13 protein-coding genes are annotated in these 22,633 nt (G+C 52.0%); 11 read left to right on the top strand and 2 right to left on the bottom strand.

The window, feature by feature from the left end; genetic code table 11:
* Together AABZ39_13170 and AABZ39_13165 are read left to right on the top strand one after the other, a co-directional pair.
* A partial coding sequence (locus tag AABZ39_13170) for a D-lyxose/D-mannose family sugar isomerase (protein ID MEK6795725.1) occupies nt 1–676 on the top strand: 676 nt, incomplete at its 5' end.
* A gap of 15 nt (nt 677–691) precedes the next feature.
* Nucleotides 692–1,708: a carbohydrate kinase family protein gene (locus AABZ39_13165; GenBank protein ID MEK6795724.1), complete on the top strand. Its 1,017-nt coding sequence runs from the start codon at nt 692–694 to the stop codon at nt 1,706–1,708.
* Nucleotides 1,709–1,926: 218 nt separating this feature from the next.
* Here the strand turns inward: AABZ39_13165 and AABZ39_13160 are convergent, their stop codons facing one another.
* Both AABZ39_13160 and pflA read right to left on the bottom strand, forming a co-directional pair.
* The gene (locus tag AABZ39_13160; protein ID MEK6795723.1) at nt 1,927–4,149 is read right to left on the bottom strand and encodes a heavy metal translocating P-type ATPase; all 2,223 of its coding nucleotides are present in this window, start codon (nt 4,147–4,149) and stop codon (nt 1,927–1,929) included.
* Nucleotides 4,150–4,305: 156 nt separating this feature from the next.
* On the bottom strand, nt 4,306–5,016 hold the full coding sequence (gene pflA / locus AABZ39_13155) for a pyruvate formate-lyase-activating protein (GenBank protein ID MEK6795722.1): 711 nt from the start codon (nt 5,014–5,016) through the stop codon (nt 4,306–4,308).
* Nucleotides 5,017–5,237: 221 nt separating this feature from the next.
* On the opposite strand from pflA, the gene AABZ39_13150 reads away from it, so the two are divergent.
* The 9 genes from AABZ39_13150 to AABZ39_13110 all read left to right on the top strand — a co-directional run bounded on the left by AABZ39_13150 (nt 5,238) and on the right by AABZ39_13110 (nt 22,615).
* Nucleotides 5,238–5,624, top strand: a complete 387-nt coding sequence (locus tag AABZ39_13150) for a hypothetical protein (GenBank protein MEK6795721.1) — start codon at nt 5,238–5,240, stop codon at nt 5,622–5,624.
* Between the two features lie 862 nt (nt 5,625–6,486).
* Nucleotides 6,487–7,374, top strand: a complete 888-nt coding sequence (locus AABZ39_13145; protein MEK6795720.1) for a hypothetical protein — start codon at nt 6,487–6,489, stop codon at nt 7,372–7,374.
* Nucleotides 7,375–7,456: 82 nt separating this feature from the next.
* A complete protein-coding gene (locus tag AABZ39_13140; GenBank protein ID MEK6795719.1) occupies nt 7,457–9,112 on the top strand; it encodes a class I SAM-dependent DNA methyltransferase in 1,656 nt (551 codons plus the stop codon).
* Nucleotides 9,113–9,120: 8 nt separating this feature from the next.
* Nucleotides 9,121–9,804, top strand: coding sequence for a GIY-YIG nuclease family protein (locus tag AABZ39_13135; GenBank protein ID MEK6795718.1), 684 nt, complete (start codon nt 9,121–9,123; stop codon nt 9,802–9,804).
* Nucleotides 9,801–10,361 carry a hypothetical protein gene (locus tag AABZ39_13130; GenBank protein MEK6795717.1) on the top strand — a complete coding sequence of 187 codons (561 nt, stop codon included), beginning with the start codon at nt 9,801–9,803 and terminating at the stop codon, nt 10,359–10,361. Before AABZ39_13135 ends, AABZ39_13130 begins: the two co-directional genes overlap by 4 nt.
* Nucleotides 10,354–11,544 carry a restriction endonuclease subunit S gene (locus AABZ39_13125; GenBank protein MEK6795716.1) on the top strand — a complete coding sequence of 397 codons (1,191 nt, stop codon included), beginning with the start codon at nt 10,354–10,356 and terminating at the stop codon, nt 11,542–11,544. The genes AABZ39_13130 and AABZ39_13125 overlap by 8 nt, the downstream gene beginning before the upstream one ends.
* Complete coding sequence (locus AABZ39_13120; GenBank protein ID MEK6795715.1) at nt 11,541–12,623, top strand: toll/interleukin-1 receptor domain-containing protein; 1,083 nt, start codon at nt 11,541–11,543, stop codon at nt 12,621–12,623. Before AABZ39_13125 ends, AABZ39_13120 begins: the two co-directional genes overlap by 4 nt.
* 7 nt (nt 12,624–12,630) lie before the next feature.
* Nucleotides 12,631–15,903 carry a type I restriction endonuclease subunit R gene (locus AABZ39_13115; GenBank protein MEK6795714.1) on the top strand — a complete coding sequence of 1,091 codons (3,273 nt, stop codon included), beginning with the start codon at nt 12,631–12,633 and terminating at the stop codon, nt 15,901–15,903.
* Between the two features lie 466 nt (nt 15,904–16,369).
* Nucleotides 16,370–22,615, top strand: coding sequence for an Ig-like domain-containing protein (locus AABZ39_13110; GenBank protein MEK6795713.1), 6,246 nt, complete (start codon nt 16,370–16,372; stop codon nt 22,613–22,615).
* Nucleotides 22,616–22,633: the final 18 nt, after the last annotated feature.

Here is a 22,633-nt window from a genome sequence, read left to right as displayed (position 1 = left end):
TTCAGAGATAAATCGTTACCTGCTCGAGGCGGCATCGTTCTTCGACGCCATGCATTTTCGGCTGCCGCCGTTCGCGTTCTATTCCATCGACGAATGGAAGCGCCATGCGTCCGAGGCGCGTGAAGTGTTCGACCTTTCGCTCGGATGGGACATCACCGATTTCGGTTCCGGCGATTTCGCTGCAACGGGGCTCATGCTCTTCACGATACGCAACGGCAGGCTCAACGACACGCGATATCCCAAGCCGTACGCCGAGAAGATAATGATCGTGCGTGAACGGCAGGTGACACCCATGCATTTTCACTGGAAGAAAATGGAAGATATCATCAATCGCGGGGGCGGCGAGCTTGTCATAACGATGCATACGGCGGCGAAGGATGAATCGCTTTCTCAAGAGCCGATAACGGTTTCCATCGACGGCATCGAGCGGACGGTGCGGGCAGGGGAGGCGATACGTCTTCATCCCGGGGAAAGCATCACGCTTACGCCGTATCTCTATCATACATTCCACGCCGAGGGCGGGATGACCATGGTGGGCGAGGTTTCCATGGTCAATGATGATGCCGCGGATAATCGCTTCCATAAACCCGCGGGGCGCTTTCCGGCGATAGACGAGGATGAGCGTCCGCGATATCTGTTATGTAATGATTATCAAGCGTTCGTGCTTGGAACATAGAAAGAGGGAGATGCTATGCGCAACGGGATAATGGCTTCCGGGAACTGGATAATCGATCATGTGAAGGTCATCGATACGTATCCGACGGAGGGGATGCTTACCAATATCACGAAGGAATACCGCGGCACCGGCGGCGCACCGTACAATGTCCTCATCGATCTTGCGCGTATGAAAACGTCCGTGCCGCTCTATGCACACGGCCTTGTCGGCACCGACGCGGACGGCGACTTCATCATCCGCGATCTCGCCGGCAACGGTATCGACAACACGAATATGCGACGCGTCGACGGCGCAACCTCGTACACCGATGTCATGTCGGTCGTTTCCACCGGCGCGCGTACGTTCTTCCATTGCCGCGGTGTGAACGCGCAGTTATGCCCGGACGATTTTACGGGACTGGATGTTCCTGCGCGTATCTTCCATATCGGTTATCTCCTCCTGCTCGATGCCCTCGATGCGCCCGATGCCGAATATGGCGTCGTCGCGGCGCGTCTGCTCAGTGATATGTCCAAGCGCGGATACAAGACATCGGTCGATGTCGTTTCAGAACAGGGCGACAGGTTCAAACGCATCGTCCTCCCCTGTTTGAAGCATACCGATTATCTCATCCTGAACGAGATAGAAGCGGGTGAATCGACGGGGATGGTCATTCGGAGGAAGGACGGCGGTATCGACGCAAAGGCGCTTGAGCGTGCGGCCGCAGCGCTTCTCGATGCCGGGGTGCGTGAGCTCGTCGTCATACATTTTCCCGAAGGCGGATATGTAAAAGCGCGGGGCGGGGCAACGGCGTTCGCGCCGTCATTCCAGGTGGAGCAGAGCGAAATAAAAGGCACGGCGGGTGCGGGCGATGCGTTCTGCGCCGGCATGCTCTATGCGATACATGAGGGCTTGCCGCTCACGGATGCGCTATCGTTAGCGAATGCGAGCGCGCGTTTCAATCTCCTCTCGCCGACCTGCACGGACGGTGCGGCTGCGCTTGAAGAGCTTGAGCGCTATCGGAAAACGGCGCGTCTGAGAGTAAGTGTTGTTTAACATCTATACCCCGGCCCCTTTCCGAAACGTCTGTGGCGAGGGCAGGGGGCAAGATTCAATTCTACGTTCCTCATCGCGTCCCTCGGCTCCCACCTCGACAAGCTCGGGGCAACGGCTCGGGAAGCGAATTTGTCTGTTATTGCATGAACATATGATGCCGTTCCCTGAGCGGAGTCGAAGGGAACGTTGACAATTTGACGGACAAACGCTTATCAGTCTTAACGTAACGGCATTGGGTCAGGGGTTGTTCGTACCCGCCGCTTGAGCAGCAGTGAATTCGTCACGACACTTATGCTTGACAGTGCCATGGCGATGCCGGCGAACATGGGGTGGAGCATTCCGAACGCTGCAAGCGGAATACCTATGCAGTTATAGACGAATGCCCAGGCGAGGTTCGATCGTATCGTGAACGATGCCGCTCTGCTCAGATCGATGAGGTCGGTTACACGCGATACGCCGCCGCCCATGAACGTCACCTGCGCCGTGGAGCGCGCGATATCGCTCCCGGACGCGAGACCGATGCCGACATCCGCGGTTGAGAGGGCTATCGCATCGTTTATGCCGTCACCGACGAAGGCCGTTACACCGCGTGCCTTGTACTCGCTCACCTTCTTCGCTTTTTCGTTCGGCAATACCCCGGCGATGATATCATCTATCCCTGCGGCTTTCCCTGCAGCCTGTGCCGCACGTTCAACGTCGCCGGAAATGAGCACGGTGCGTATGCCGCGTTTTTTGAGCGCTGCAACCGTGGACGCGCTTTCGGGGCGAAGCGTATCCGCGATGCCGATGACGGCTATGACGCTTCTCGCATCGGAAAGGAGTATGACGGTCTCTCCCGCTTCGGCACGCGCTGCGGCTTCGATCGTGATGTCCCTGGCGAGACGCTTTATCGTTTGCCGGATGAACGCGACATTCCCTGCGAAGTAACGTTTCCCCGCGATACGCCCTTCCACGCCGCGCCCGAGTATCTCCTGAAAATCAACGACCGTTCGCTGTTTTACTTTCTGTTTTTCGCAGTATTCACGTATCGCTCCCGCAAGGGGATGATTGGAGTATCGTTCAAGTGCGTACACTATCGATAAAGCCGGTGGCGTTCTCCCGCGGTGTACGTGCACGTGGGTGACGTTCATCTTCCCTTCCGTGAGCGTGCCGGTCTTGTCGAATATCACGGTGCGTATGAGCCGCGCGCGATCGAGCGAGTCCGCGTCCGCAATGAGCATGCCGCGTTCCGATGCCATGCCGCTGGCCACCATGACGGCCGTAGGCGTTGCGAGCCCGAGCGCGCAGGGGCAGGCGATGACAAGCACGGCCACCGCATGCATGAACGCCTCGCCGATATGTCCGAGTGCGAGCCATACGATGAGCGTTACGACGGCCACGAAGAGCATGGTCGGGACGAAAAAGGTCGCGATGCGGTCGGTGAGGAATTGTATCTTCGGCTTTTTTGCCACGGCCCGATTGACCGCGCGTACGATGGCACCGAACACGGTCGCTTCGCCCACGCGTACGGCGCGGTATTTTATCATGCCGCCGGTATTCACCGTCGCGGCGAAGACCTCGCTCCCTTTCTTCTTCATGACGGGGATGCTTTCCCCGCTCAGCGCCGATTCATCTATCGCGGTGATGCCCTGGAGGATGACGCCGTCGACGGCGATGCGCTCGCCCGTCCGTGCGACAATGATATCGCCGGGGACGATGCGCTCCACGGGTGTTTCTATGAGCGAGCGCTTCACTTCGACCATGGCGGTCTTGCTGACGAGAGAGAAGAGCTTCGCGAGCGATGAGCGGGCACGGCGCGTGGAACGGCGTTCGATATATTTGCCGAGCATGACGAGGGTTATCACCGCTGCGGATGACTCGTAGTGGAGCATCGACGGCTCGCCGAAGCCGAAAATCCAGAGTGCGAGGAGCACCGTCGAATAGACATACGCGGTAAGCGTCCCGATCGAGACGAGCGTGTCCATGCCGGTCTCAAGCCGTTTCACTTCGCTCCATGCACGCTTGATGAAGGGCCAGCCCGCATACCATTGCACCGGTGTTGTGAGCAGGAAGACGATGACGTTCCGATAGGGTATCATCGCGATGAACCCGATCTTCAGATATGTGTCGAGCAGATCGCCGACCATCGAGAGAATGAGCACCGGAGCGGTGAAGGCTATGCCGACCGTGAGCCGCCGCATGAGATCGTTCTCTTCCGCACGCTCAGCGACCGCGATGCGTTCGGATGCGTCCGTCGGTTCGGCGCGGTAACCGATCTTCCGTATCATATCGACGATGCGCCCGAGCGTGATGCGCTGTGAGTCATAGGTAAGGAAGAGATCCTCACCGGCAAAATTGACGGCGGCATTCGTTATCCCTTCGGTGCCCTTAAGCGCATGCTCTATCGTAAGCGCGCAATTGGCGCAATGCATGCCGAAGACGCGCAGTTTTGTGTCGGTCATAGTGAACGTAGTGTATAAAAAACGGCGAGTATGTCAAACCATTCGTTGCGACCCGCATCCTCACATAAAGATAAAGAGAAACCACGGAGATCACGGAGAAGTGGTTTTCTTTTCTTACGTGATAGTTGGGGTTGCGATGCTGCGGAGGTAAGGCCGCTACGATACGCCGACGGCACGATAGACCGCATCGACCGTTTTCTGCGACGCCGGCGGCTTTCCCTCGAGCGCTGACTTCATGCCGAGCTCTTTCCATTTATACGCACCGAGGGTGTGATACGGCAGCACCTCGAATTTTTCCATCGACGTACGGCCGTTGACGCGCTGTTTCAATGCGGCAAGCGTCTCGGCGTCGTCATTAACACCTTCGACAACGGTGAATCGTATCCAGTAGGGGATAGTGTTCTCATCGAGATGGTCCTGGAACAGAAGCACGGTGCTGTTGCCGTGGCCGGTAAGTTCCTTATGGCGTGAGTCGATGGGCTGTTTGATATCAAGCAGTACAAGATCGGTCACTGACAGGAGCTTTTTCACCGGCCCATCGAGGCGATACCCCGCTGTATCAAGACAAGTGGTAAGCGGGAGCGTGCGCACCTCGGTAAAAAGCTCGGTAATTGCTTCAGGCTGTTCGAGCGGATCGCCGCCGGATACGGTAACGCCGCCTTTATTGGGTGCGAGATAGGCGATGTTCTTTTTCACTTCCCAGAGTATGTCCGAAGTTTCGATAGGCTTTCCGCCATCAGCGCTCCACGTGTCGACATTGTGGCAATAGATGCAGCGGAACGAACAGCCTTTCAGGAAAACGACATAGCGTATCCCGGGACCGTCGACGGTGGAAAAGCTTTCTATCGAGTGGACGTTGAGCGTCATGGGCGGAGTATACAGCGGGAGCGCGCTATTTTCCAGTGGAGGGGACACGGTGTGAGCCGTCAGCAAAAATCACCCAGTACCAGCAGTACCAGATGAACCGAAATCGACAAAATAGCCCTTTGGAGTGATATACAAGATCGCCGTTCGGTATTATGGTAACGCCGGAATGAACGGCATGTTCCGTAAGGACGGCCTTCAGAATACACACAAGGAGGTGCCACATGGCATCGCTGACAGAAACCTCGAAGAGGGATTTCGCCAAAAGGATACTTGAAGTGCTCAAGTCCAGCGGCGAAAACCTCAAGCCCGCGGGCGTGGATGCGTCCGTGAAGGCGGCAAAACTGGAAACGCTCGTGACCGAAGCGTTCGCCGCCGAGGACGGCCAGATCAAGACGCGGGCGGAGTCGCAGAAAATATCTGCACGCTCCCGTGAAACCGTGGAGAGCGCTTATGCCGAAGCGTCCGCGGTGGTCGAGCTTATCGTCGGCAGTCTCGGGAAGAAGGACCCGCTGTCGCGGAGACTGAAAAGTCTGCGTGACGAAGTGTCCCGGGAATCGAATAGAGGGCCGAGAACGCAGGCCGTAAAGGAGGAAAAGAAGTCCGCATAGACAACGGACGTATCTGCAGAAAGGGTGCCGGGCAGGATATACATCCTGTCCGGTTTTTTTATTGCCGCAATTTCCGCTCTAAGGCGCAGAATTCAGATCGTAGGCATATAATTCTACTCCGTAAGCACAATATCTATGGTCGCGGAGACTATAACCCAGGACAAGTCGGCTACATAGTCATCTATGGAGGGCATGGACTGTGTTACGGCCCGCATATCCTATTCCCTGTGCCGTAGTACCTTGGTCAAGCACAGCATATCCTGCTCCATGGTGACCGTGAATTTGGCCGGGTGTCTTACGGCCTTGTCCGTGTTGTGGACGGCCCAGGTCAGGTTCAGCATATCCTTGTGTACGCTGTCTATAGACTAATATTTTGACGCCAAAACGCACCCCTAACCCCCGGCCCCTTTCCCCTCTGAGAAGGGAAAGGGGGGAAGAAATATAGCGGTATCGACAATACATGCAGAAAAATATGCCGCGAAAATCTATCTTCAGAAATGAATATGAAACTGCACAATGAATGTCAGATCATATGGAGAGAACAAGGTCATGACCCCTTGTTTTCATCGATTCTGATGTAATTTTGATGCCCATTATTCTTCGTTACGGATGAATGCCATTTTCGCGACAGTCTCGTAGACATACTTGACGGTATGAACTTGCGGTAATATACTGTGTTGAAGGAATTGGGTAATGGCATGGTAATTCAAAAGAATGGCCGCTCTGTTTTGCATGGGTCTGTCAAATAATGGGCAGGATCATACGGGCCCGTTATCCGGTCGACAATCTTTTCAGTACATTCGGTAGGTCACGAGAGACAACACTTACCGCAGGATTGGCATATTTAATTTATCATTTCCCCATGGCGATTGGGCGTCTTTTTTCATCTGAAATAGACACAACGAATGCCACCATAGTGATCGAAGAAGTTCAGAATGATGCGAGCAGGCATGATATCGTTCTGGATCTGCCTTCGGGAAAGGTCATAATTGAAGCGAAATTTAATTTTTCGCAAAATGCATTGCAGATAAAGAAGTACCTTAAGGCATTTGATCAACGTCGGCCTGTATCGTTAGTGCTTATCGATCGAGGCTCCTTTCACGTCAATTCATGGCTGCACGAATTACCGGCATCGTACAGGAAACGGATAACGTTCGTGACATGGACAATTATCCATAAAGCGTTGTCGAAATTGATGCTGTCACGGAACGAAAAACATGATAGAACCGCACTTCGCATTGCGGAAGAACTTATCTCATACATGGAGGCAGAAGGTATGGTCAGGAACAACAGAGAGATTTATGTTCGGGATCTCAGCGGGGATTCCATCGCGCTCTTTTTCAAGTACCATATCTATAAGAGCCAGCCTAAATTCTTTAAATCAGCTGAAGGGAACAGATACTTTGCACCGTACTTCACCGGGAAAGCACCAGATTATTTTACAAAACAATCATTGATACGGGTCGAACCCGGCATATCCTGGATGGCACCGATCAAAGAGATCGATGTGGTTACAAAGCCGAAGTTCCTGACATACCTGAAATATCATAATCATCACGACCCAAAGGGCGCCACTCGAGAAATAATGAACGAGACACCGTCGAAAGAGCTGATATTACTCACTCTTGGCGAGCCATTCCTGGCATTCCTTACACCTATTTCAAAGAAAAAACTCGGGATAAAAGGTTCAATGGGGTCAAGGAATTTTACCTTTGAAGATCTGTACCGTGCTGCAAGTAAGGGAGACTGACGAAATAGATCAAATTGCGTGAACAGCTCATTTGGTTTATACTGCACATTGCTAATGTATTGAAGATCGGCAAGGATTTATCATGCAATGGATTGCACCTACAGAAAAGGATACCGCATCAGACGCATTGGAAAAACGCCTCTGGGATACAGCCGATCAACTGCGCGCAAACAGCGGCTTAAAGTCTTCTGAATATTCAACCCCGGTGCTCGGTCTCATATTCCTGCGCTTCGCCGATATTCGTTTTCTTAAACGCCGAGCGCAGCTTGAAAAGGCGGCATCATCTTCACGGCGCGGGTCACGATTGGATGAACCTGCAGCGTATCACGCCGAAGGCATTTTGTATCTCTCGGAAAAATCGCGATTCGATCATCTGCTTAATCTGCCGGAGAGCAGCAATATCGGCAAGGCTGTCAATGATGCGATGAAGGATATTGAGGATCAGAACCCTCAGATGAAAGGCGTACTGCCGCGAACGTATCAGGAGTTCGATAGCAAGATACTCAAAGAATTGTTCAAGGATGTTTCGACTATATCCGCCGCAACGAGCTTCGATGTATTCGGGCGTATCTATGAGTATTTCCTCGGTGAGTTCGCCCGTACGGAAGGACAGAAAGGCGGCGAGTTCTATACGCCGTCAAGCATTGTACGGCTGATAGCTGAAATAATAGAGCCGTTCCATGGACGCGTGCTCGATCCGGCCTGCGGTTCAGGCGGTATGTTCGTTCAAAGCGCCCGTTTCGTTCTTGAGCATCGGAAAAATCCATCAACTGAATTATCAATCCATGGTCAGGAGAAAGAAGGTGCAACGGTAGCGCTCTGTCGAATGAACCTTGCAATGCACGGCCTTGAAGGCGACATACGAAAAGCAATATCCTATTACGATGATCCGCATACCAGCACGGGAACCTTCGATTTTGTCCTCGCCAATCCGCCGTTCAATGTGAATGCCGTGGACAAGGAGCGGCTTGAATCCGAGGTCGGCAAAGGGAGACGATACCCGTTCGGCATGCCGCGTACCGACAATGCCAATTATCTCTGGATACAATTGTTCTACTCCGCCTTGAATGCGAAAGGGCGCGCCGGTTTCGTTATGGCAAACTCGGCGTCTGATGCTCGTTCATCGGAGCAGGATATACGCCAGAAGATCATCGAGGACGGCGGTGTCGATGTAATGATAGCGGTCGGGCCGAATGTGTTCTATACCGTGACGCTTCCGTGTACGTTGTGGTTTTTCGATAAAGGGAAGAGAAATGTCGCTTCGACGCTTCGACAGGCTCAGCGCAACGCAAGCTCAGCGACCGGGCGATCGAAAACCGTTCTCTTCATCGATGCACGCCACATTTACCGGCAGATAGACCGTGCTCATCGCGATTGGTCGGAGGCGCAGATATCATTCATTTCCAATATCGTGAGACTGTACCGCGGGGAAGAATTGGATTTCGTTATCGGCGGTAAGGAAGCGGAAGATAAAATAGCAGAAGTGTTCGGCAAGAAGACGAAATACAAAGACGTTCTTGGGCTGTGTAAGGTCGCAACGCTGAAAGAGATCGAAAAACAGGGATGGTCGCTCAATCCGGGGCGTTATGTCGGTGTTGCTCCGGGTGAGGATGTAAGCGACGAGGATTTTAAAGAGAAGCTGGAAACGCTCAATGATGAGCTTGTGAAATTGAACGGTGAAGCGCATACGCTTGAAAAAACGATTGCGAAGAATGTAGCTGAGATCTTGGGGAAGTAATGGCGCATATGTATATACTCGAATGCTCCGACGGCACTTATTACACCGGCAGTACTGTTGATTTGGAGAAGCGCGTCTGGGAACATGAAAACTTTTTCGGTGCGAATTATACTAAGAAGAAGCATCCCGTAAAGCTCGTTTACTCCGAAGAATACGCGCGTGTTGACGAGGCGTTCTATCGTGAGAAACAGGTGCAGGGGTGGAGCCATGCGAAGAAGAAGGCGCTGATAGAAGGGGAATATAATAAGCTTCCTGAATTGTCAAGGAACTATACTGAATATCCAAGAGTCTCTTCTGCGGTCGCTTCGACAGGCTCAGTGACCGAACCGCTCGTTGAGCTTGTCGAAACGAGCGTAGAAAAAGCCGCTGGTACGGTCGCTTCTCCGGTCACTTCGACAGGCTCAGTGACCGGCTCGCTCGTTGAGCTTGTCGAAACGAGCGTAGAGCCGACTGCTTCGATAACCGCTAATGGTCGCCTCGATACACCGCCTGCAGTTATTTCGGGGGCCTCCGATTCCCGAACAACTAAGGCATCAAATGGTGTAAAAAGCTACATTGATGTGCAGGCGGCACAGTTCGACAGGCTCACTGCATCGCTCGGCGACCGAGAAGAAAACCGGTCGTTGAGTAGCGACGAAGTCGCGTATCGAAACGACCGTAGTGTAGAGTCGTCCGCGGAGCGATCCGAATGACGAATATCGTCACAAATATATTTACAACTAAGGAATTGTTTTCTACAGTTTATCCCGCATGGGTTGGTGCTGTCGGCAGTATCCTGGCAGCGCTCGGAACTATTGCAGCCGTTATCGTGGCATTATGTTTAGCATTCAAACAGAATCGAGTGCAATACAAAGCTCGATCTTGGGTTGAATGTGATAAAAACAACAAAATACCGGCTGTTCTCGCGGCCGAGATCATTAACAATGGTCCTATAGATATTACTATCACTGGGATATATTTCTTCTCTAAAAAACGCTGGTGGAGTCTTAGTGCAGCGGATTTTAGTCAAATGAGTGGGGCGCGAATACCGCGAACAATAAAATATGGCGAGGCGCATCTTTGTTCTATGATACTTTTCTCTATGGGTGATATTCTTTCCCAGATAGGGAAGCACAAGATCAAGATGTGTTTTCTTTCATCGACACGCGATTATCTCTGGGTTAAACTCGATCCGGCATTCAAGAAGTATCGAAAGTCATTTCTTAAGGATAAAAAAGCAGCCGTGATAACGGAGCGTTTCGATGGCTAATAAAAATGGATCGCAAGATCATAAACTTGAAAATATACTTATAAAAATAATTGATAACCGCGGTAAGACTCCCCCATTTACCACCGAAGGAGTCGAATTAATTGAAACAACATCGCTTACCGGTGCAAATAAGTATCCGGATTATTCACTGGTTAATAAGTATGTAAATCAAGAGACATTTGATACTTGGTTTCGAGCGGGTCATCCAGAAACAGACGATATACTATTTGCAACGGTTGGCGCTAACATTGGCAGTTGTGCGATAATGAAAGAACCGCGTGGCTGTGTTGCTCAAAATCTTGTTGGCTTGAGAGTAAATGCAAAAACAACTGATCCAAATTATCTGTATTACTATTTATCATCGGAACAGACTCAGAAGAAATTAAAGAGCTTGGATATTGGAGCAGCTCAACCAAGTATAAAAGTGCCGCATTTGCTAAGCATAAGTATCCCGCTTCCCCCGCTCCCCATCCAACGCCGCATCGCCTCCATCCTCTCCGCCTACGACGACCTCATCGAGAACAACATGCGCCGGATAAAGATACTGGAGGAAATGGCGCGGTCGCTTTACCGCGAGTGGTTCGTGAATTTCCGGTTTCCGGGGTATGAGAAGGTGAAGATGGTTAATTCTGAAATGGGAAGTATTCCTGAGGGATGGGAACAGAAAAAGGTTGGAGATATTCTCGCATTGAATTATGGCAAAGCGTTAAAAAAAGAAGACCGTTGCGATGGCGAATTTCCTGTATTTGGTTCTAGCGGCATCGTTGGAACACACAACATCAGCATGGTCAAAGGGCCAGGTGTAATCGTTGGAAGAAAAGGCAATGTCGGTAGTGTTTTCTGGTGCAATGAGGACTTCTTTGTTATAGATACTGCCTATTTTGTAAGATCAGCCTTGCCTTTACGTTTCTTGTTCTATGTGCTTCCTACATTGAATTTTATAAACAGTGATGCGGCAGTCCCAGGGTTAAGCCGAAATCAAGCTTATTCATTGACTGTTCAGGTGCCGCCAACAGTGCTGCTGGAAATGTTTTGCAAATATGCTGATGCTTTTGAACGGCAAGTATCAGCTATCCAGCGTCAAATAAATAATCTTCGGAGCTCCCGCGACATGCTATTGCCACGATTGTTATCGGGACGGGAAAATGTTAGTGAGGACGCACACGCGAAGGTCATTGCATGAGTAGCGAAGCTATTCGTTTTAAAATTCCAGGCAATATCGATTTTTATCTTGCTGCGCTCTCGATGGTTTTCTCACAAGAAGGGAAGCGATCGTTGCAAGAATTAATTGTCAACGCAAAAATACGTATTGAAGAAGGTTATAGTTACGATAATTGGGACGGTGGAATTTATGGGCATGCACTCCATCTCGTCGTTCCTGAGAAGTTATTTTTGAAAAATATCAAGCAGAGAAACGAAATTCAAATCAAAATAAAAGAAGAGCTGAACAAACTCCATGATATCAGTAACGAGTTTTTTGACATTGTTTTTCTTGAGATGGAAATGGGAGAGGAAAATGATTGGCGAAAGGATTCAGGTCTCCAACTAACAGGCAATAGGATGGTGTTGCCTAATACGACTAAACGAATTTGGAACGGTGAGGGTTATCGCGTTTTTTTAAGTCATAAATCAGATGTGAAAAAAGAAACGGCCGAGCTTAAAGATCAGCTTTGTCAGTTTGGCATTTCATGTTTCGTCGCGCACAAAGACATTACCCCGACAAAGAAATGGCAGGATGAAATCGAAAACGCATTGGCAAGTATGGACGCATTTGTAGCTCTCATGACAGCAGACTTTCATGACAGTGATTGGACAGATCAGGAGGTAGGGTTCGCCTTTGCGCGAAACGTGCCTATTGTTGCTGTTCGGCTTGGGAAAGATCCATACGGATTCATAGGGAAGTTCCAAGGGCTATCGAGCGCTTGGTCAACAGCAGCCATAGATATTGTCAAGGTATTTATAAAACATGAAAGGATGTTCCTCGCATACATTCAAGCGTTGCGGAAGTGTCGGAATTATGATATGGGCAATACACTTTCTGCCGCATTACCTGGCATTGAAACACTCACCTCCGAGCAAGTTGATAAGCTTATTGCCGCCTACAATGAAACCAGCGAACTGAGGGGGAGTTATGCATTCAATGGGAAAAAGCCATACTCTTATGGCGCTGGGCTGGTACATCATTTAAACAGATTTGACACGAGGCAGTTCCAATTTTCTGCAAATGGCCGCATTAAATTAATGACTGAAAATAAGTGGTGATTATTTTATGAGCAACACCTACACCGAAGACCAACTCGTCGAACAACCCGCCATCCACCTCTTCTCCTCCCTCGGATGGCAAACCATCAACGCCACGGAAGAAACCTTCGGAGTGATCGGCTCGATTGATGACCAACAATCCGTTCTTCCTGATCTCTTGACCAACGCTGAGCGGCAGTCCCTGAGCGGAGCCCGGTCGTCGAGCGGAGCCGAGACGACCGCCCCCACACTCGCCCGCGAAACAAAAAGCGAAGTAGTCCTCACTAAAAATCTCTCAGCAGCATTGAAAAAGCTGAACCCCAAATACCCCGCAGATGCGATACAGAAAGCCATCGATGAAATAACCCGCGACCGCTCCGCAATGAGCCTTGTCGACGCCAACCGTGAAGTATACCAATTACTCAAAGAAGGAGTAAAGGTAAATATCCCCGACAATGAACACGGCGGAGAAAAGACAGAACGCGTTCGGGTAATTGATTGGCAGAATCCGAAAGAGAATGATTTTCTCCTGGTCAGCCAGATGACGATAACCGGGCCGCTCTATACATGCAGACCCGACCTCATCGGCTTTGTGAACGGTCTTCCGTTCGTTCTCATTGAATTGAAAAAGCCGGGAGTTCCGGCAGAGCAGGCATTCAACGACAATCTTACGAGCTATAAACACATTCAGAACGGCATCCCCGCCTTGCTCTGGTACAATGCGATGATAATAGCTTCGAACGGAACGGAAAGCCGTGTGGGTTCGCTCACCGCCGATTGGGAACGATTCTTCGAGTGGAAACGTATTGAGAGCGAAGATGAACCGCGCTGTGTATCGCTTGAGACAATGATACGCGGTGTATGCGATAAAAGCCGCTTGATAGACCTTGTGGAGAACTTCACAATATTCTCCGAGCATGAAGCGGGACTTGTGAAGATACTCGCGCAGAACCATCAATTCCTCGGCGTGAATAAAGCGATAAAGGCGTCGATGAAGGCGAAAGAAGAGGGACACGGCCGCGGCGGTGTGTTCTGGCAGACGCAGGGAAGCGGTAAAAGCTTTTCGATGGTGTTCTATGCGCAGAAGATAATGCGTACCATGCCGGGGAACTGGACATTCGTCGTTATTACCGACAGGACGGAATTGGACGATCAGATCGCAAAGACGTTCAAGAAATGCGGTGCAGTAAGTGAAGCGGAAGGCGATGAATGCCATGCGGAAAGCGGCGCTCATTTGAGACAGCTCTTGGGCGAAAATCATCGGTATATATTCACCCTGATACATAAGTTCCAGACGAATGACATGCTCTGCGACCGTTCCGATGTCATCGTGCTCACCGATGAGGCGCATAGAAGCCAGTACGACACACTCGCCGTCAATATGCGTGCGGCTCTGCCGAAAGCGTTATTCCTCGCTTTCACGGGAACTCCGCTTATCGCCGGTGAAGAACGAACGAAAGAAGTATTCGGCGGCTATGTTTCCATCTACGATTTCCAGCAATCGATTGAGGACGGTGCAACGGTGCGTCTCTTCTATGAGAACCGTACGCCGGAACTCAAGCTGGAAAACCCCAGCCTGAATGATGACATCTATTCCCTGATAGAAGATGCCGACTTGAACGATGCTGCATCCGAACGCCTTGAGCGCGAACTCGGACGACAGTATCATCTCATTACACGCGATGAACGCCTTGATACCATTGCAAAGGATATCGTTACGCATTTCCTCGGACGCGGGTTTCAGGGGAAAGCAATGGTCGTATCCATTGATAAAGCAACGGCGTTCCGCATGTATGACAAGGTTCGTCAGCATTGGCTTGTCGAGCGTAAGCGTGTAGAGGCGGAATTGACGAAAGCGCGCAAAGACAAACTCGATGGAGACCGTATTTCGGGCATTGCCGACCGCTTTGAAGTGCTCAAGACTACCGACATGGCGCTCATTGTTTCACCCGGACAGAACGAGATAGAACAGATGAAAGCGCTGGGGCTTGATATAGTTCCGCATCGCAAGCGCATGAAAGAAGGAAAGCTTGATGAACACTTCAAAGCGGACAGCGATCCATTGCGACTTGTGTTCGTATGCGCGATGTGGCTCACGGGATTCGATGCCCCGAGCTGTTCCACCATCTATCTCGATAAACCGATGCGCAATCATACGCTCATGCAGACCATTGCCCGCGCTAACCGGGTATATCCGGGAAAACACAGCGGCATGATCGTTGATTACGCGAACGTTTTCGCTTCTTTGGAGAAAGCGTTAGCAATATACGGCAAGGGCTCCGGCGGTACCACTCCGGTGAAGGATAAGAAATTACTGGTAGAGGATCTGCGTGTTGCCGTCGATCAGATCAAGGGGTTTTGTGCGAAACGTGCAGTTGACCTTGACCGCATCGTGAAGTCTGAAGAAATGGAAAAGCTGCAGCATATCGCGGACGCAATTAATATTCTTATCGAGAAGGACCAGGTCCGCAAGGATTTCCTCGGACAGGAACGTCTGATACACGCATTGTTCAATGCTATTAAACCGGATACAGCAACGCTTGAATTCATGGATATCGCGCAATGCGTTGCGGTCATATCCGATTCCATTCGCGTTCGCACCGGCGAGGCTATCGCCGATATCTCGGGCATCATGGGCAAAATATCCGATCTGCTTGACGAATCAATAGCGACGGAAGGTTTCAGTATATCCCTGCAGGAAGGTAAAAAGTCCATCCTCGACCTTTCCAAAATAGATTTTGACGCGCTGTTAAAACGTTTCAAGAAATCGAAGTCGAAGAATATCGAGGTGGAACAGCTTAAGACCGCTATTCGTGCGCGCATTGAACGCATGGTCGCAGTAAATAAAACTCGCGCCGATTACCTGAAGAAATTCGAGGAGCTTATTGAATCATATAATTCAGGCAGCCGGAATATTGAAGATCTGTTCAAAGAACTGCTCGCAAGTATTGATACATTGACAACTGAGGAAACGAGACATGTTCGGGAACAGCTGTCCGAGGAAGAATTAACGATATTTGATATTCTCACACGTCCCGCTCCCGAAATGTCCTCGAAAGAGCGTGATGCTGTAAAAAAAGTCGCGCGGGTATTGCTGGAAAAGATACGGTCGAACTTGAGCCTGAATTGGCGGCAAAAGGCACAGGCTCGCGCACAAGTGCGTCTGGCTATTGAAGACACTTTAGACGAAGGTCTGCCGAAACCCTATACTCCGCAAGTATTTCAAACGAAGGTTGAATTGCTGTTTTCTCATTTCTATGAAACTTATCCTGATAATGAAATAAGACTATCAGCCTCATAATTGATTGGCAATATTTTCTGACATAAGAATCGCCCCCCTTTCCCTTCTCAGAGGCGTGCGCCACGATGGCGCAGATGGCGCGAGGCAGGATGCCGATTTGCGCCATGGAAAGGGGCCGGGGGTTAGGGGTGCGTTTCCTCATGCCTTTATAGATATAAATTTGCCTGGATGTGCATTTACATATTCGCCTGCATGTACCATGATTATTATTCACGCCTTGAAAAAATAGAGGGCATAATCCTTACAATCCGATTCGTTTCAGTTCCAGGAACGGTCCTGTTATACACTGCAAAAGATTTATTTCTCGATGAGGTCCATCGAACGGCAGCGACACGCGATGGACGGGAGCGCGTTCATATCATAGTCATGTAAACGTTTTCATATTTCGATACTTCGAAAGCATGTGCACTTTAATCTACTCGCCAGCTGTACATAAAGAAGGAACGATCAGAAATGGAGAGGAAAAATGAATCGTGTAAGTGAAAAGAAATCAGCTGCGAAAAATGACCGCTGCCGATCATGGCCGATTCGTATCGCGATGCTATTCTCTTTTGGGGCGATGCTCACTGCCATTCCGCTCCCGCATCGCGTGCTGCTTGTGGTGAACACGAATTGGCAGGATTCCATCACGATAGCGAATTATTACCGGATGAAGCGCGCCATTCCTGAGACGAATATACTGTATCTCGGGCTCAACAACAGCGATGCGTTGGCGAATTACTACAGCGCGTCGACATTTACGCGGTATACGAACGAGCTGTATCATCCCGTATTCAATGCGATAACAGCGCGCGGGCTTACGAATACCATAGATTATATCGTTCTTTCATCCGGCATCCCGGTGCGCGTACGTCTGCCGAGCGCGGCGAATGATATTTCGGTCGCATCGCATCTGGCGACAGCTGCCATCTATCCGGTAGATGAAGCAAGCCCTTGGCACGGGGGTAATCTCTATGCGAACGCGCTCATCAGCGGCGGCTATGCCTTCTCGTGTACGAATACCTACACCTCCTACGGAAAATTCCGTCTTGCGGCGCATCTCGCCGGTTATTCTGTCACGGATGTGAAACGGGGCATCGATAATGCTGTTGCCGGTGACGGGACGCAGGCAGCAGCAAAGACAGGGCGATGGATACTGCAGATAGGACCGTACTCGGTGCTTCCGCAGAACGAAGGTACGAACCTTGCGTCGAATTGGATAAAGAATGCTGGAATACCGGCATCATGGTATGCGGGGAGCTACAATTACAAAGCGAACAATGTAAAGGATGTCGTCGTGCTCCTGCATGGCGGGACGTATTCCGGCTACAACTACGGCAATTATACCACCTATCTCCCCGATCCCATGGCTGCCGTCGGGGCCTATGCCGAAGCGCATGAATCGTTCGGCTGTCTGCCCGATCATTTCTTCGAGAGCCGGCTCCAGCAGCAGTTCCCGGAACCGATCTATTTCCGTCTCGGGTATGCCACGTTCTCCGGGGCGGTGACCGAGCCGTTCCTCGGATTTCTCCGCGCATCGGCGTATACGAATTATTCCGAGTCGTTCCGAAGTGCGTTCATGAAGGGGTTTACATCGCTCGAAGCGGCGTATTTCACCTCATGGCGCGAAGTTCGCGGGCCGGTCACATTCGTGGGCGATCCGCTGTCGCGTCCGTTCGGGAGGGCGGCGATAGTCGCTGTCACATCGCCCTTGAACGGGACATCGGTGAAGGGAACGCTTACCGTCTCGGTGAATGCCAGCCTGAGCGGCGGATCGATCCAGAAGATAGATCTCTACATCGATGATGCGCTCAAAACGACGGCGGCAGGCGGTGCTCTTTCCTATTCGTGGAACACCGCGGGTCTTGCCGACGGTGAGCATACGATATACGCCGCCGCATATACGACGGACCGCATGCTCTGCCCGGGATACGCCGTTTCCCGCGTTATCGTGACGAATGGCGGAGTAATGCCGCCGGAAGCGCCGACATTCGTGACAAAGCTGTCAGCAACGACAAATACGGTGACATTCTCCTGGGATGATAATGCGATAAATGAAAGCGTATTCAATCTGTACCGCAGCGTCAATAATGGCGCTTATGCGCTTCTCGCCTCAGTGCCGCAGAACACCATTCAATATATGGACAGCGGCCTTGCAACGAACATGGTGTATGCATACAAGGTCGCCGCATCGAATGCCGCCGGTCAATCGCCGCTTGCCGGACCGCTCGTGCATATCGCGAACTATGTGAATGCGGGTCCGAGCAATCTCATAGCGCAGACGATAAAGTCGAATTACATCACGATAAAGTGGGATGATAAGTCGAGCAATGAAAGCGGTTTCAACATATATACGAGCACCAACGGTACCGCGTTCACCCGCTACACGGCGACATTGCCGAACGCCACGTCGTGGACACATTCCAGTCTGAAGCCTTCGACCACGTACTATTATAAAGTGGCCGCCACGAACGAGTACGGGGAATCGGTGTTCACGCCCATACTTGCGTCAACAACATCGAATGTCGAGCTGTGGCCGGCAATGACCATACGGAACGTGAGTACGGGGACCTATATCACGGGGAATATCACCACGAACAAGGCGATAACGGTGGCGATATATCCGTCCGCATTGTACGGTTATTTTTCGACGAACAGCATCAACGGGCCGTATACGAAATTGGACCATCCGAATTCGTATTCCGTCACCTATTCGAACCAATTCACCGTCGACCGCACGACAACGATATGGTACTACAGCGACGTGGCCGGTTCGCCCCCGCGCAGCCCGACGAATGCGGTAACTATAACCATCGATACCGCGCCGCCGGTGATGACCGGCGTGCTCAACAGCTTCAGCACCAATGCATCGTTCGTTCTCCCCCTCGATGTGAATGAAAATTACGGCTATTGGACGACGAACAGTGCGACGGGGCCGTTCACGCAGATAACAACGTCGGGTCAGAACGTGACGATATCAAGGACGGTGTCGTTCTGGTATTACACACGCGATATATGGGGAAATACCGGCGCAACGAATTCCCGTACATACACGATAGTCACCGACACCACGCCGCCGACGGTAAGCGCATCGGTGGGTACGCTTACGACAAATAAGCCGTTCACCGTTGTGCTGACGACGACAGAGAACAGCGGCTATTTCTCGACGAACGGGAGTGCATACGTCGCATTCACGACAACAGGGACGAATCTTGCGATAGACCGTACGACGACACTCAATCTCTACGGACGCGATGCCCTCGGCAATAATAGCACGACGAATACGCGGACGTACACGTTCGATACGACAGCACCGACGGTAGGCGCTTCGGTCGCTTCGCTTACGACGAACAAGGCGTTCACGGCAGCGCTGACGACGACGGAGAACAGCGGCTACTTCTCAACGAACGGCTCCGCGTTCACGGCGTTCACTACAGCAGGAACGAATCTTACGATCGACCGTACGACGACACTCAATCTCTACGGACGCGATGCGCTCGGCAATAATAGTGCGACCAATACGCGGACGTATACGTTCGATACGACAGCGCCGACGGTAAGCGCATCGATCGGAACGGTAACGACGAATCTGGCGTTCAGGACCGTTCTCGCGACGACGGAGAATACGGGATACTTCTCAACGAACGGTTCTGCGTTCACGGCGTTCACTACGGCGGGCACCAATCTGTTCCTCGATAGGACGACAACGCTCGCTCTCTATGGCAGGGATGCATTGGGGAACAACAGCACGACGAACACGATAACGTATACCGTGAATAAAGCCGATCTCGTGATCAGCAGTATTGCATGGTCGCCGGCATATCCGAAGCCCGGTGACTATGTGACCATGAGCGCGGTAGCATCGAATGCCGGTCTCGGGGCATCGACGAACGTGTTCCATGCCGTCGTGTTCTGGGTAAATGATGTTCCGCTCAGCGTGGGCGGGCCGACAACGTCCATGGCGGCGGGGGCTTCGATCACGGTCACGGGTACCGCAAAATGGTCAACAAGTACTACCAATGTGTGGACCGCAGTAAGCGGTATGCATACGGTCAAGGCGCTTGTAGACGATGTGAACAGGATACCGGAAGCGAACGAATCGAATAACTCGCTGACGAGAATGCTTGATCTAGCCGCGCCGACAGTCTCGGCTTCGATCGGTACGTTCACCACGAATAAGCCCTTTACGGCGGCATTGACGACGACGGAGAACACGGGCTATTTTTCGACGAACGGGAGCGCATACGTCGCTTTTACGACGATGGGAACGAATCTGACGATAGACCGTACGACGACGCTCAGTTTCTACGGCCGCGATGCGCTCGGCAATAATAGCACGACGAATACGCGGACGTACACGTTCGATACGACAGCGCCGACGGTATCGGCCTCGTTCGGGGCATTCACGACGAATAAGGCGTTCACGGCAACGCTGACGACGACGGAGAACAGCGGTTATTTCTCGACGAACGGGAGCGCATACGTCGCATTCACGACCGCGGGCACGAATCTCCTTATCAGTAATACGACGACCGTGCTTCTCTACGGCCGCGATGCGCTCGGGAACAACAGCACGACGAATTCGAGGGTGTTCACTATCGATACGTCCGCTCCGATAGTGACCATGTCGCCCCCGGCGCTGTTCACCGGCGGCACGACGGTCGTGATATCCATTTCCGACGGTACGGGATACTGGTCGACGAACGGCGGTGCGAATTGGCTGTCGTTCACGTCATCGGCAAGTATCGCGATAGCAGCATCGACGACGTTCAAGGTGTACGCGAAGGACGCGCTCGGGAATACCGGTTCGACGATAACCGTACTCTATCCGCGGCACGACGGCGTGCTTGTGTCGAAAGTGCTTTGGGAAGTGTGGACGAACATCACCGGGAGCGATCTCGCTTCGCTCACGAATTCAGCCGCGTTCAAGAGCGGCACTGCGCATGCGTCGAATTATCTCTCTACATGCGAGGCGCCGAATTACTGGCGTGATAATTACGGCACGCGTATGCGCGGCTATATCATCCCGCCGACGGATGGAGCATACGAGCTGTACATCGCTTCCGACGATTGCGGTTCGCTCTCGCTCTCCGACGGGACGGATCCGGCATCGGCAGTGAAGATCGCATCGGTGAGCGGATATACCGGTGTCCGTGACTGGTTGAAGTATCCGACGCAGCGCGGGACCGCGACGCTCATCGCCGGAAAGAAGTATTACATCGAGGCATTGCAGAAAGAGGGCGGGGGCGGCGATCACCTTGCGATGGGATGGAAGAAACCGGGTACCACGAACATCGAGGTGATACCGGGAAGCGCACTTTTCGCCTACGGTTATGATGTAGCCCCGCCGACAGTTGCGATCACGTCGCCGGCAGGCGTTGTCGCGGGCGCGGTATCAGTTGCGGCTGCGGCAAGCGATACCGGTTCGGGCATTGCGGGGGTACAGCTCCTGGTCGATGGCGCAGCGAAAGGCCCGGAGAGTACGACGGCGCCGTATACATCGGTATGGGATTCGACGACGGCGGCGAATGGGAATCATACGCTTACGCTCATCGCGCGTGATGCTGTCGGGAATACCAATGTCTCGTTGCCGGTATCGGTAACGGTGATGGAAAAACTTTCGAACGACCGATTCGTGAACGGAAGTTATACGAACGGTGTTGCACCGGGATGGAGCCGATGGTACGGCACGAACGGTATAGTGGCCGCATTCTCGAAAGAATCGAATACGCAGAGAGAAGGTGATGGAGCTCAGAAGATCGTTGTCACCGGATATTCCAATCTCGATTCGATACAGTTCTACCGGGGCGGGTTTGACGTTGCATCGGGAAAGAGATACCGCTTGACGGCATGGCTCAAGGGGACGCCGAACGCACGGATCAGTCTCAGGCTGCTCAAGTATTCATCCCCGTGGACGACCTATCTTAACGGAACGTTCACTATCACGGATACGTGGCAGCAGTATTCTGTCGAAGGTGATTGTGCGTACACGGAAGCGAATGGGCGTATCATGGTACTGTTCACGACCAATTGCACCGTGTATGTCGACGGCATATCATGCCAGGAAGTGCCGACGGCGGGCGGGCAATCGATCATGCTGACATCGTCGGACGGTACATCACAATCATACTCTTCCATCGAGGGATTGACCGCGGCAGTATCGCCGGTCGATCAGAGCGTATCGATACGGTACTCGTTCAAGGGATTCTGCGGGAATGCCGAGAGCGGTTTTGAATACTCGATAGCCGGGCAGAACGCGTGGACAGAGATACCTGCTTCAGATATCACCGGCGGACGCGGCATCGGCGATGAGAACATTTCGTATCAATACACGTGGAAGATACCGTCAGGCTTCGATACGTCGAAAGCTTACGACATCCGCGTTACGGTAAGCGCCGGGCAGACGGTAACATCGGCCATAGCGGGAAATATCGCGTTCACGCGGATGTTCTCTCAGCAGACTACGCTCAGCAAGGCTGTGGCTGTCGGGAGTCCCTATCGCGGCGACGGGGCGGGCATCGTGTTCGCTAATATCACTGCGGATACGACGGTGAAGATCTACTCCATTTCCGGGAAATTCATCGCCGATGTGGTTCCGCCGAAGGACGGCATGGGTAAGGCGGTGTGGAACCTGATGACAACGAGCGGTACGCGCGTATCACCGGGTGTCTATCTCTGCCAGCTCAGATCGGGGGCGGAGACGAAGATGCTGAAGGTCATGGTGCTTCGATAGCGTATCGTTCGTCGATGT

The organism is Spirochaetota bacterium, assembly GCA_038043445.1.
Taxonomy (GTDB): domain Bacteria; phylum Spirochaetota; class Brachyspiria; order Brachyspirales; family JACRPF01; genus JBBTBY01.
The sequence above is the reverse complement of the archived record's forward strand: the minus strand, read 5'-3'. Positions and strand labels throughout refer to the sequence as shown.

What these genes read in the sequence shown, in the direction of transcription:
- AABZ39_13130 (MEK6795717.1), top strand. Translation starts at nt 9,801, where the DNA reads ATGACGAATATCGTCACAAATATATTTACAACTAAGGAATTGTTTTCT.
- AABZ39_13160 (MEK6795723.1), bottom strand. Translation starts at nt 4,149, where the DNA reads ATGACCGACACAAAACTGCGCGTCTTCGGCATGCATTGCGCCAATTGC.
- AABZ39_13145 (MEK6795720.1), top strand. Translation starts at nt 6,487, where the DNA reads ATGGCGATTGGGCGTCTTTTTTCATCTGAAATAGACACAACGAATGCC.
- AABZ39_13165 (MEK6795724.1), top strand. Translation starts at nt 692, where the DNA reads ATGCGCAACGGGATAATGGCTTCCGGGAACTGGATAATCGATCATGTG.
- AABZ39_13120 (MEK6795715.1), top strand. Translation starts at nt 11,541, where the DNA reads ATGAGTAGCGAAGCTATTCGTTTTAAAATTCCAGGCAATATCGATTTT.
- AABZ39_13125 (MEK6795716.1), top strand. Translation starts at nt 10,354, where the DNA reads ATGGCTAATAAAAATGGATCGCAAGATCATAAACTTGAAAATATACTT.
- AABZ39_13140 (MEK6795719.1), top strand. Translation starts at nt 7,457, where the DNA reads ATGCAATGGATTGCACCTACAGAAAAGGATACCGCATCAGACGCATTG.
- AABZ39_13110 (MEK6795713.1), top strand. Translation starts at nt 16,370, where the DNA reads ATGAATCGTGTAAGTGAAAAGAAATCAGCTGCGAAAAATGACCGCTGC.
- AABZ39_13135 (MEK6795718.1), top strand. Translation starts at nt 9,121, where the DNA reads ATGTATATACTCGAATGCTCCGACGGCACTTATTACACCGGCAGTACT.
- pflA (MEK6795722.1), bottom strand. Translation starts at nt 5,016, where the DNA reads ATGACGCTCAACGTCCACTCGATAGAAAGCTTTTCCACCGTCGACGGT.
- AABZ39_13115 (MEK6795714.1), top strand. Translation starts at nt 12,631, where the DNA reads ATGAGCAACACCTACACCGAAGACCAACTCGTCGAACAACCCGCCATC.
- AABZ39_13150 (MEK6795721.1), top strand. Translation starts at nt 5,238, where the DNA reads ATGGCATCGCTGACAGAAACCTCGAAGAGGGATTTCGCCAAAAGGATA.